Here is an 11,230-nt window from a genome sequence, read left to right on the forward strand (position 1 = left end):
TGTGGCTCATGAAAAGTCTTATGATGCGTTGCCCCGCGCTTTGCGGTTCAGATTGTGTCAGGCAAAGGCTCTAGACGGTCGACACGGCGGACGTAGAGCACTGCTAGCAGGCCGATGAAACTGCTGCCGCTCATCATGCCCAGAACCAGATACGGGCCGTTTTCGGCGTTGACGAATGCTCCGGTCATTGAGGTCAGCACAGCCCCCAGTGCCACGATCATCGCTCCCGAAAGCCCCGCGGCGCTACCCGCCAGTTTCGGGCGCACCGACATGACGCCAGCCGACGCGTTGGCGTTAGTCAACCCGTTGCCAAACCCTACGCAGATGGCCGAACCGAAGAATACCCAGACCGAGCCCATCTGGTCCAGAAACAAAAGCAACCCGATCATTGGGCCGGTCGAGGCCACGATCCGCCCGATCAGGATCATCGTGGTCAGCCGAGTCCGTGAAGCAATGCGTCCGGTGATGAAATTGCCCACCATGAAGCCGCCGGTGATGATGCCAATGCCTAGACCCAGCGTCGCAGGGCTCAGATCGAACCACGCTGCGGCCACCAGCGGCGCGCCAGTGATAAAGCTGTAGAACCCCCCAATCGAAAACGCCGCGCACAGGGCATAACCCCAGAACCTTCGAGCTCGGAACAAGTGCGGGTATTCTCTCAGCTGTGCAGCAAAAGTTGAGGAGCGATTGGTATTGGTCTCACCCATATCGAACCAAAGCAAGGTCAACAGTCCCGCCCCCAACAGCGAATACAAAACGAAGCCTGCCCGCCACCCGAAAAGCATATCAAGCGCCCCTCCCAGCATCGGCCCCAGCATCGGTGCGAGGGCCATCGCCATAGCGACATAGCCAAGTTTGCTGGCGGCCTCATTCGGTGGGTATTGATCCCGGATCGACGCGCTGGACAAGACTGAGCCCGCCACCACAGCGGCTTGCAACAGGCGGAAGCCGAGGAATAGCCAGATCGACTCGGCGAGGGCGCAACCGATTGAAGCGCAAACAAAGATCGTCATGCAGATCAACAGCACAGGTCTGCGTCCGTAGCGATCCGACAATGGCCCCATGATCAACTGAAGTATGGCCGAAACCGCCAGATACCCCGCGACTGACAGGTTCACGAGGCCATAGTCGACCGCGAAATCCTCACTCATATGCGCCAGCGAAGGTAGGAACATATTCAGCGAAAGAACCGACAACGCCGTAGCAAAGATCAGCGTGATCAAAGTTGGAGGCGTCTGGGCGGCGCGCATGGTCAAAACCGTTTCAATTTGGCAAACGAGACAGCGCTAACACATCGTCGGTCGGTTGAACATGGTTAGCCGCTGGCGGCGGCATCACGGCTCTGCTAAGAGCGCGTCATGCTACGGATCGAAGACATCACTTATGCCGTTGAGGGCCGTCCCCTTTTTGATGGGGCCAGCGCAACCATTCCAGATGGCCACAAAGTTGGCCTTGTGGGCCGCAATGGCACCGGCAAGACCACTCTCTTCCGCCTTATTCGGGGGGAGTTGGCACTGGAATCGGGCAATATCTCGATCCCGAAACGCGCCCGGATTGGCGGTGTGGCGCAGGAGGTGCCCTCGTCCGACGTGTCGCTGATCAATACCGTTATGGCCGCCGATACCGAACGCGGCGCCCTGATGGCCGAGGCTGAGACCGCGCAGGACCCCGCCCGCATTGCCGAGATCCAAACCCGTCTGGCCGATATCGACGCCTGGTCGGCCGAGGCGCGCGCGGCCTCGATCCTCAAAGGTCTAGGCTTTGATGACGACGACCAACTGCGCCCCTGCTCGGATTTCTCGGGCGGTTGGCGGATGCGCGTGGCGCTGGCGGCGGTGCTGTTCTCGCAGCCCGATCTGCTGCTGCTGGATGAACCAACCAACTACCTCGACCTTGAAGGCGCGTTGTGGTTGGAGAGCTTTCTCGCCAAATACCCTCATACAGTGATTATCGTCAGCCACGACCGGGGCCTTCTGAACCGCGCCGTCGGGTCGATCCTGCATCTGGAAGACCGCAAGCTGACCTACTATGCGGTGCCCTACGACAAATTCGCCGAACGCCGCGCCGAACGTGTGGCGCAGGCGGAATCAGAAAACGCCAAGGCCAAGGCCCGCATCGCCCATCTACAAAGCTTTGTGGACCGGTTTCGCGCTAAGGCCACCAAAGCCGTTCAGGCCCAATCCCGCCTGAAGATGATTGAACGCATCCAGTTGGTCTCAACCCCGCAAGAGGCCGCTTTGCGCGCGTTTTCCTTCCCCGAGCCCGAGGAACTGTCGCCGCCCATCATTCAGATCGAAGGTGGTGTAACCGGCTATGGCGAGGTCGAGGTTCTGCGTCGCCTGAACCTGCGCATTGATCAAGACGACCGGATCGCGCTGCTGGGTAAGAACGGTCAGGGAAAATCGACTCTGTCCAAGCTCTTGTCAGACCGTCTGCCCCTGATGGCCGGCAGAATGGCCCGCAGTAACAAGCTGCGGATCGGTTACTTCGCGCAGCATCAGGTGGATGAACTGTATGTGGATGAAACGCCTCTGGACCACCTGCGCCGACTGCGCCCGGATGAGGCGCCGGGCAAGTGGCGGTCGCGTCTGGCCGGGTTTGGCCTGAACGCCGATCAGGCCGAGACAAAGGTTGGGCGCTTGTCTGGTGGGCAAAAAGCCCGCCTGTCGCTGCTGCTCGCCACCATCGACGCGCCGCATATGCTGATCCTCGACGAGCCGACCAACCACCTTGACATCGAAAGCCGAGAGGCATTGGTCGAGGCGCTCACTGCCTATTCCGGTGCGGTTGTTCTCGTCAGCCACGACATGCACCTGCTGTCGCTGGTGGCGGATCGGTTGTGGCTGGTCTCGGACGGGACGGTCAAGCCGTTCGACGACGACCTCGAGGCCTATCGCGCGATGCTGCTGGCGCGGGACAAGACAGTGAAAGAGAAGCCCAAAACCGAAAAGCCCAAGCGCCCCTCGCGCGAGGTGATGCTGGCCCTGCGCGCCGATCTGCGCAAATGCGAGGACCGGATCGAAAAGTTGACGGATATGCACGAGAAACTCTCGGCCAAGCTGGCGGATCCGGCGCTGTATGAGGATGACAGGATCAACGATCTTGAGACCTGGAACCGCAAATTCGCCGAGGTCTCGGAAGCCATGCAAAAAGCCGAGGCCCTATGGGTGGCCGCAGCGGAACGCCTTGAACAAGCCGAGAATGCCGCATGATGGATCTGGCCTTTTTCATTACCGCCTTCACCACCTTGTTCGTGGTGATCGACCCGTTCGGCACCACGCCGATCTTCGTAGCACTGACGCAGGACATGGATGCCAGGACCCGGCGCAAAACAGCCATTCGCAGCTGCCTGACCGCCGTCTTCATCCTGATCGCCTTTGCCGCCTTTGGCGAGGCGCTGCTGGGCTTTGTCGGGATCTCGATGGCCGCCTTCCGCGTTGCGGGCGGGGCGTTGCTGTTCCTCACCGCGCTGGACATGCTGTTCGACCGCCGCACCAAACGCCGCGAAGACCGGGCCGAGGAAGAGGAACATCCCGACCCGTCTGTCTTCCCTCTGGCCATTCCGCTGATCGCGGGGCCGGGTTCGATCGCGACGATCATCCTGCTGGCCGGTCAGCATCCCGGCGTGCTGGGTATTGTCGAGGCCTGCATCGTTATGCTTGCGGTGATGTCTGTTGTCCTGATCTTTTTCCTGGCTGGCGGGTTGATCGGCCGCATTCTGGGCAAGACCGGGCTGAACGTCCTGACCCGGCTGCTGGGTATGTTGCTGGCGGCTTTGTCGGTTCAGTTCATTCTGGATGGCCTCAAGGCCTTTGGATTTGCGTCCTGACCCCCCATATACTGCTGTGTAGCGAGTAAGGATTTCGGCATGGACACCGATAATATAATGCGTTTGGTCTACCTCAGCGTGCTGGGCACAGCCGTTGTGTTCTGGTTCCTGGCGCAGAACCGCCAATCGCTGAACAAAACCCTGCAGCAGGTCATGGCCTGGGTGTTTATCTTCGTGGGTGTCGTGGCCGTGGTTGGCCTGTGGGAGGATATCCGCACAACGGTCGGCCCTGCTCCGCAGATGACGGTGACGGGTGAGTCGATCGAGGTGCCCCGATCAGCCGACGGGCATTACTATCTGCCGGTTCAGGTGAACGGAGAACCGATCACTTTTCTGGTCGATACCGGTGCCAGCCAAATTGTTCTCAGCGACAAAGACGCCAGACGCGCGGGGATCGACCCGAACCAGCTGAACTACTTTGGCCGTGCCCTGACCGCCAATGGAGAGGTTCGGACCGCTCCGGTACGGCTGGACACGCTGACGGTGGGGCCAATCACCGACCAGAATGTCTCGGCCTGGATCAACGAAGGTGAGTTGCACAAGTCGCTTCTGGGCATGGACTACCTGCATCGGTTTTCGAACATCCAGTTCATCGATGGACGTATGATCCTGTCGCGCTAGGCATGTGTAGTGCTTGAGAACAAAATGAGAACATGATATGAGTTGCTCATGTCTGTTCAACTTCTTAGTCAAAAGCCCGCGCGCGCCGCGCCGGGGGTTACGCTACAGGATGGGATCACCCTGCAACTGGGGCGCGTGCATGAAGGCTGCGGCCCCGCGCGGCGCAGCTTTGCCATGTGGCTGGCCGGTCAGATGCAGGGGCCGGTCCTATGGATTTCCCCTGCGTGGGAGCCCGGTCAGTTGAGCCCAGACGGGATGATGCCCTTTGCCGATCCCGCCCGGTTCATCTTTGTCCGTCCCACCCGCGCCGAAGACCTGTTGTGGTGCATGGAGGAAGCGCTGCGCAGCGGGGCCATCCCGCTGATCGTTGGTGATCTGCCCGGCGCGCCGGGGCTGACGCCCGTACGCCGGATGCATCTGGCCGCCGAACAGGGCGGCACCATGGGGCGGGCCCCGCTGGGCCTGCTGCTAACGCCCGGAGACGGAGGTGCGCAAGGGATCGAGACCCGCTGGCACATGGCCGCCGCGCATCAGGGCGAGGCGCGCCGCTGGATCCTGACCCGCCGCCGCGCCCGCGCTCTGCCTCCGGTCAGTTGGACGGCCACGCAGATCAAACCGCGCGCCGGATTACAGCTTGAAAAGATCGCCGCCGTGGACTGAGCGCAGCAGATCACGCATTTTTTTGTTGGCCCAAGGGGTCGCGCGCCCTAGCGTCCGGTCATGAGAGATTTGACCCGACGTACCGTTCTTGCGGGGCTGGCGACCCTACCCTTCGCCCAAACGCTGCATGCAGCGCTCAGCCCCTATGCCCTGTCGGAAAGCGATACGAAGGTTGGTTTCAGCTTCGATCTGTCCGGCGTCGCGCAAAGCGGTACCATGCCGATCCGGACAGCGGATGTTCAGGTGGATACAACCCGCCTGCAGAACAGCCGGGTTCAGGTGGCATTGGACGTGAGCAAAGCCAAAACCCGCCTGCCCTTTGCGCGCGCGCCCATGCTCAGTCCCAGTGTACTGGACGCCGAAAGCCATCCGACCATCACCTTCGTCTCAACCGAGATCGAGCTTGGGCAGGATGGACGCATCTCGGACGGGGCCCGTATCACCGGGGACCTGACAGTTCGGGGTGTGACGCGTCCGATCACTTTGGAAGCCAGCCTCTACCGGCCACAGGGAACAGCGGAGGGTGATCTGGATCGCCTGTCGATCAGCCTGAAGGGGGCGCTGAACCGACACGACTTTGGCGCCTCGGGCTATCCCGATCTGGTGAATGACACTGTCACTTTGGACATTCGAGCCGAGATCAGCCGTCTCTGACCAAAGGCGAAAGTTCAAAAACGACTCCTTGACGTCGAATAGCTGCGCGCATTGTCTGAAAGCCTCGCCAAGCTGGATCCATCATGCGCACGATCATTTCCTTTGCCGCCCTGTTCCTTTCGGTCATTCTGCTGCAACTGTCGACAGGCGGCGTTGGGCCGCTTGATGCCATTTCCGGCATCACCCTGAATTTCACGACCGAGCAAATCGGTCTGCTCGGTTCGGCGCATTTCATCGGTTTCTTTGTCGGCTGCTGGTGGGCTCCGCGTCTGATGGGCAGCGTCGGGCATTCCCGCGCCTTTGCTGTCTGCACCGCGCTGGGCGCGATGGGCCTGATTGGCCATACCCTGACCGAAAACCCCTATGTCTGGGCGTTCCTGAGGATCGCGTCCGGCACCTGTGTCGCCGGGTGTTACACGGTGATCGAGGCATGGCTGAACGCAAAAGTCACCAATGAGACCCGGGGGCGTGCCATGGGCACCTATCGCATCGCCGATATGGGTGCATCGCTGTGTGCGCAGTTGATCATCGCAGTGCTGCCGCCTGCCTCTTACGTTTCGTACAATCTTCTGGCGATCCTGTGCTGTGCCTCCCTGCTGCCGCTGACCCTGACACGCGCCAGCCAGCCCGCAACACCCGACGCGCCGCGCCTGCGCCCAAAACTGGCCTGGCGCAGTTCGCCTCTGGCGGTTGCTGGGGTGATCGTTGCAGCGCTCAGTTCCGCCTCGTTCCGCATGGTCGGCCCCGTCTACGGGCAAGAGGTCGGCCTGGGCATTGATCAGATCGCCTTCTTCCTCGCCTCATTTGTTCTGGGTGGCGCAATGGCGCAGTATCCGATGGGGTGGCTTGCGGACAAATACGACCGCCGATGGGTGCTGATCTGGCTGTCTGCCGCTGCGGTGCTGAGTTGTGGGATAACCATGATGGCCAGCAACACAGGGACGCTCGGGGTTATGCTGGCGGCATGGGTGTTCGGCTTCACCACCTTCCCGATCTTTTCGGTCTCCTCAGCCCATGCCAACGACTTTGCCACCACTGAACAACGGGTCGAGCTGTCTGCAGCCCTGATGTTCTGGTACGCGCTGGGCGCGATTGCCTCGCCCTACATCTCATCCACACTGATCGAGAAATTCGGCCCGGGCGCGCTGTTTGCCTTTGTCGCCATTGGTCATTTGGGTCTGATCGCCTTCGGTCTGGCCCGGATGCGTTCTCGCCCCACCCCAGAGGAGCGGACGAACTATGTCTATGCCCCCAGAACATCCTTCACGATTGGGCGTTTGTTGAAACGCTCGCGCGAGGAATAGACGCCGCGCCAAGCTCCCCTTGGCGCTATGGTTCTACAGATTGGAAATCTGACCAGCCGGGCATCCCGACCAGCACGAACCGGTCGTGCTGCCTGTCGCGCAGAACCAGGACGTCTGTTCCCTGCTCAAGCGTATCGCTGTCCTGCAGGGGTTCGGCCTGCACGTAATGTGTCTTGCCAAAACGATCCATGACGCGCACCTCAGCCGGTCGTCCGCGCGATGCAGTCCCTTGGGTAACAACACCTCTGCGGCGGGCCAGCACCCGTTCAGGCGTCCCGTCGGCCTGGGGTTTCGGCAACAGGCGCATAACGGTCGGGCCAAATTTGCGTGCAACCCAAAGACCAATAGCACCCGCTGGGATAGCGGCCAATCCGCCGGGCAAGTCAGAGCCCAACAGACCCCTCAAAATCAGTTGAAATCCAATTCCCGACACACCGAAACCGGCCAAAAGAACGACCAGCCAGATCATGACCGGCAAAACACCAATCCCCAACCACATTATCACCCCGGCTGTTGACGCCTCTGGTGCTTCGGCCTCAATCTCGGCCAGTTCCAACGCATCCAGATCAACGCCTTCGTCTATTTCAAGGTCGAAATCCGTTATATCCAGATCAAGTTCACCCGGTTCGGACTGGCCGTCACCGGCCAGAAGACTACTACCCAAAAGCGCGGCGATGACCTCGGCCGCCAACAGGCCAAACAGCAGCGCAAGCGCCATCGTAAAAGGCGTGAATGCGCTTTGGAGGAGAAAATCGAACATAAACAAACACCATGAAATCGCAGTTCTTTTGCATGAAACAGGCACAGAACGTCGTGCAATAAAATCAAAAGGCCGGAAATCCATTGGCCACCTGAACGGTAGAGCCCGCCCGTGCCGGAATACAATCGACAATTTAGTCGCGGGGCTTTTTTTCCATCGCAACCATGGTTTTCGTGTCTTCCACGCCAAACCCGCTCTTTTGCTAGCGGGTCACATAAGGTAGACGGGCGCGCAGACAGTTACGTGGACACGCAAAATGGCTCGGATTCTCATCACCTCGGCGATCCCCTACATCAACGGGATCAAGCACCTCGGCAACCTGATCGGCTCGCAATTGCCTGCCGACCTGTACGCACGTTACCAGCGTGGCCGGGGGAATGAGGTAATGTTCCTCTGCGCCACCGACGAACACGGCACCCCGGCCGAGCTGGCCGCGGCCAAGGCGGGCAAGCCCGTCGCGGAGTACTGCGCCGATATGTATGCGGTGCAGGCCGATATCGCCAAACGATTTGGACTGAGCTTCGATCACTTTGGTCGTTCGTCCAGCGAACAGAACCGACATCTGACGCAGCACTTTGCCGGTAAGCTGGATGAGGCCGGTCTGATCCGAGAGGTTAGTGAAAAGCAGGTCTACTCGAACGCCGATGGCCGGTTCCTGCCTGACCGCTATATTGAGGGCACCTGCCCCAATTGCGGCTATGACCGCGCGCGTGGCGACCAGTGCGAGAACTGCACCAAGCAATTGGACCCGACAGACCTGATCGAGCCTCGCAGCGCGATCAGCGGCTCGACCGATCTGGAAGTTCGCGAGACCAAGCACTTGTATCTGCGCCAATCGGCGATGAAGGATCAGCTGGATGCGTGGATCGACAGCAAGACCGACTGGCCGATCCTGACCACATCCATTGCAAAGAAATGGCTGCATGACGGCGACGGCCTGCAGGATCGTGGCATCACCCGCGATCTGGACTGGGGTGTTCCGGTCAAGAAAGGCGATCAGGACTGGCCGGGGATGGAGGGCAAAGTCTTCTATGTCTGGTTCGACGCGCCGATCGAATACATCGCCTGCGCCAAGGAATGGGCCGACGCCAATGGCAAGACGGATGCGGATTGGGAACGCTGGTGGCGCACCGACAAAGGCGCGGACGACGTGCGTTACGTGCAGTTCATGGGCAAGGACAATGTCCCCTTCCACACGCTGTCCTTCCCGGCCACCATTCTGGGTTCAGGCGAGCCGTGGAAGATGGTCGACCACCTGAAGTCCTTCAACTACCTGAACTATGACGGCGGTCAGTTCTCGACCTCTCAGGGCCGAGGCGTGTTCATGGATCAGGCGCTGGCCATTCTGCCTGCCGACTACTGGCGCTGGTGGCTGCTGAGCCATGCGCCGGAAAGCAGCGACAGTGAGTTCACGTGGGAGAACTTCCAGCAATCGGTGAACAAAGACCTCGCCGACGTGCTGGGCAACTTCGTCAGCCGGATCACCAAGTTCTGCCGCTCGAAATTCGGCGAAGCTGTACCCGAAGGCGGGACTTTCGGCGCGCGCGAACATGAGCTTATCGCCGACATCACCCGCCGCGTTCGCGCCTATGAAGTCCATATGGAGACCATGGAAGTCCGCAAATCCGCGCAAGAGCTGCGGGCGATCTGGGTGGCCGGCAACGAATATCTGCAATCCGCAGCCCCGTGGTCGACCTTCAAGGAAGACCCCGAGCAAGCGGCGGCACAGGTGCGCCTTGGCCTCAACCTGATCCGCCTCTATGCGGTTCTGAGCGCGCCGTTCATCCCCGACGCCTCGGCCAAAATGCTGAGTGCGATGAACACGCTGGATACAAGCTGGCCCGAAGATGTCGAGGCCGCGCTGAACGCCCTGCCCGCAGGTCATGCGTTCTCGGTTCCTGATGTCCTGTTCGCCAAGATCGCCGACGAGGACCGTGAAGAGTGGCAGGAGAAATTTGCGGGTACGCGCGACTGACACAAGCTGCATGAAGTTCTGAAACGGGGGCCTCGACGGCCCCCTTTCTTTTGAGCCCTTCAAACAGCACGCACCCCGTAAACCGGTCTGGTTGCACGGGATTTTCGCTACCTGCCAACCACTCCGCCCCTTCAATCACCTTGAGATATGTTTGCAAAACGGCCATCCTGCCTTCAAGTTCTGCCGACTCGTCGCTTTTTAAGGCTGCGTATAGGCTCAGTTTTTTGAAATGTATGAGGCTTTTGACATGTCCGTCGCTCTGAAGCAGCCCCGCAACCGGTCTCGTGGTGCTGTCACCGCACTGTGCCGCCCTCTGATCATTCTGTCATGCATCGGTTTTGGCTATCCGGCACTTGCGCAAGACGAAAGTGAAGCGCCCGCCGCGAAAGTGTCAATCGCCGCAGCCTACACCGAAGAGATCACCGACGAGGCAAGCTTTATCGGCCGTGCAGAAGCCATCAATAAGGTCGACATCGTCGCGCGCGTCAGCGGATTTCTTGATAGCAAGGAGGTCGAAGATGGCGCCCTGGTGACCGAGGGCGATCTGCTGTTCAAGATCGAACCGGACCTCTATGAGGCGACGCTTGAGGCGCGGAAAGCAGATCTTGACCGCGCCGAAGCCAATTTGGAGCTGGCCAAGGTCGATCTCGCGCGGAAAGAGGAACTCTTTAGACGCGACGCAACCCCAGAGTCAGAACGTGACATCGCGCGTGCCAACGAACTGGTCGCCGAGGCCGAGGTCAAAGCCGCAAACGCCGCTATTCAGCAAGCTGAGCTGGACCTCAGCTATACCGAGATCCACGCGCCCTTTACCGGTCGCCTCGGTCGGGTCACCACGAGTGTAGGCGATGTTGTTGGCCCCACGAACCCACCGCTGGTTAACTTGGTCAGCGAAGCGCCAATCTACGTGAATTTCTCCTTGAACGAGAAACAGTTTACCTCGGTTCTTCAACAGGTTGGTGAAAGTGCTGCCTCTCTGGCGGAAAGCAACAAAAGCCCCAATGTGCATGTCATTCTGCCGAACGGAACCGAGCTGGATGAAACCGGTGAAATCGTCTTTGTCGACAACCGTATCGACCCGCTGACCGGCGCCATTACGGTGCGGGCCGAGTTTGACAACGCAGATCGCCTGATCATCGACGGCGCGTTCGTGAATGTACAGATCGAGGCACTGGAGCCGACCCTTCAGGTCCTGATCCCTCAGGCAGCATTGCAGCGTGACCAGCGCGGCGAGTTCGTACTGGTTGTCAATGACCAGCAGATGGTCGAACAGCGCTATATCACGACCGGCGACTCCGTGGGTACGGCCATAATCGTCTCGGAAGGTCTGCGCGAAGGTGAAAGCGTGATTGTCGAGGGCCTGCAACGCGTGCGCCCCGGCGTGGCGGTGGACGCGGTTGTCGCGTCCGAGCAGCCGGGAGAATAAG

The 11,230-nt window shown here is 60.1% G+C and carries 10 protein-coding genes; 8 read left to right on the forward strand and 2 right to left on the reverse strand.

The window, feature by feature from the left end; genetic code table 11:
- Positions 1–47 precede the first annotated feature (47 nt).
- A complete protein-coding gene (locus ACR0IP_RS06025) occupies positions 48–1,250 on the reverse strand; it encodes a multidrug effflux MFS transporter (protein ID WP_480524406.1) in 1,203 nt (400 codons plus the stop codon).
- Positions 1,251–1,358: 108 nt separating this feature from the next.
- Between ACR0IP_RS06025 and ACR0IP_RS06030 the strand changes: the two genes are divergently transcribed.
- The 6 genes from ACR0IP_RS06030 to ACR0IP_RS06055 all read left to right on the forward strand — a co-directional run bounded on the left by ACR0IP_RS06030 (position 1,359) and on the right by ACR0IP_RS06055 (position 7,068).
- Positions 1,359–3,212 (forward strand): ABC-F family ATP-binding cassette domain-containing protein, encoded by a 1,854-nt coding sequence (locus ACR0IP_RS06030; protein ID WP_480524408.1) that lies wholly within the window; start codon positions 1,359–1,361, stop codon positions 3,210–3,212.
- Positions 3,209–3,829, forward strand: coding sequence for a MarC family protein (locus ACR0IP_RS06035; protein ID WP_170677742.1), 621 nt, complete (start codon positions 3,209–3,211; stop codon positions 3,827–3,829). Before ACR0IP_RS06030 ends, ACR0IP_RS06035 begins: the two co-directional genes overlap by 4 nt.
- Before the next feature lie 39 nt (positions 3,830–3,868).
- Positions 3,869–4,450 carry a retropepsin-like aspartic protease family protein gene (locus ACR0IP_RS06040; RefSeq protein WP_480524410.1) on the forward strand — a complete coding sequence of 194 codons (582 nt, stop codon included), beginning with the start codon at positions 3,869–3,871 and terminating at the stop codon, positions 4,448–4,450.
- Positions 4,451–4,498: 48 nt separating this feature from the next.
- Complete coding sequence (locus tag ACR0IP_RS06045; protein ID WP_480524412.1) at positions 4,499–5,110, forward strand: ImuA family protein; 612 nt, start codon at positions 4,499–4,501, stop codon at positions 5,108–5,110.
- A gap of 60 nt (positions 5,111–5,170) precedes the next feature.
- A complete protein-coding gene (locus ACR0IP_RS06050; protein ID WP_480524414.1) occupies positions 5,171–5,764 on the forward strand; it encodes a YceI family protein in 594 nt (197 codons plus the stop codon).
- An 83-nt stretch (positions 5,765–5,847) separates the two neighbouring features.
- Positions 5,848–7,068, forward strand: coding sequence for an MFS transporter (locus tag ACR0IP_RS06055; protein ID WP_480524416.1), 1,221 nt, complete (start codon positions 5,848–5,850; stop codon positions 7,066–7,068).
- A 25-nt stretch (positions 7,069–7,093) separates the two neighbouring features.
- Here ACR0IP_RS06055 and ACR0IP_RS06060 read toward each other — a convergent pair whose 3' ends face one another.
- Entirely contained in the window at positions 7,094–7,828 is a 735-nt protein-coding gene (locus ACR0IP_RS06060) for an OB-fold-containig protein (protein ID WP_480524418.1), read from the reverse strand.
- Between the two features lie 256 nt (positions 7,829–8,084).
- Between ACR0IP_RS06060 and metG the strand changes: the two genes are divergently transcribed.
- Positions 8,085–9,803 (forward strand): methionine--tRNA ligase, encoded by a 1,719-nt coding sequence (gene metG, locus ACR0IP_RS06065; RefSeq protein ID WP_480524420.1) that lies wholly within the window; start codon positions 8,085–8,087, stop codon positions 9,801–9,803.
- Between the two features lie 247 nt (positions 9,804–10,050).
- Complete coding sequence (locus ACR0IP_RS06070; RefSeq protein ID WP_480524422.1) at positions 10,051–11,229, forward strand: efflux RND transporter periplasmic adaptor subunit; 1,179 nt, start codon at positions 10,051–10,053, stop codon at positions 11,227–11,229.
- Position 11,230: the final 1 nt, after the last annotated feature.

The organism is Ruegeria sp. AL11 (assembly GCF_056540865.1).

Coding starts and splice junctions, on each gene's coding strand:
- ACR0IP_RS06030 (WP_480524408.1), top strand. CDS start 1,359: ATGCTACGGATCGAAGACATCACTTATGCCGTTGAGGGCCGTCCCCTT.
- metG (WP_480524420.1), top strand. CDS start 8,085: ATGGCTCGGATTCTCATCACCTCGGCGATCCCCTACATCAACGGGATC.
- ACR0IP_RS06050 (WP_480524414.1), top strand. CDS start 5,171: ATGAGAGATTTGACCCGACGTACCGTTCTTGCGGGGCTGGCGACCCTA.
- ACR0IP_RS06070 (WP_480524422.1), top strand. CDS start 10,051: ATGTCCGTCGCTCTGAAGCAGCCCCGCAACCGGTCTCGTGGTGCTGTC.
- ACR0IP_RS06035 (WP_170677742.1), top strand. CDS start 3,209: ATGATGGATCTGGCCTTTTTCATTACCGCCTTCACCACCTTGTTCGTG.
- ACR0IP_RS06055 (WP_480524416.1), top strand. CDS start 5,848: ATGCGCACGATCATTTCCTTTGCCGCCCTGTTCCTTTCGGTCATTCTG.
- ACR0IP_RS06040 (WP_480524410.1), top strand. CDS start 3,869: ATGGACACCGATAATATAATGCGTTTGGTCTACCTCAGCGTGCTGGGC.
- ACR0IP_RS06025 (WP_480524406.1), bottom strand. CDS start 1,250: ATGCGCGCCGCCCAGACGCCTCCAACTTTGATCACGCTGATCTTTGCT.
- ACR0IP_RS06045 (WP_480524412.1), top strand. CDS start 4,499: ATGTCTGTTCAACTTCTTAGTCAAAAGCCCGCGCGCGCCGCGCCGGGG.
- ACR0IP_RS06060 (WP_480524418.1), bottom strand. CDS start 7,828: ATGTTCGATTTTCTCCTCCAAAGCGCATTCACGCCTTTTACGATGGCG.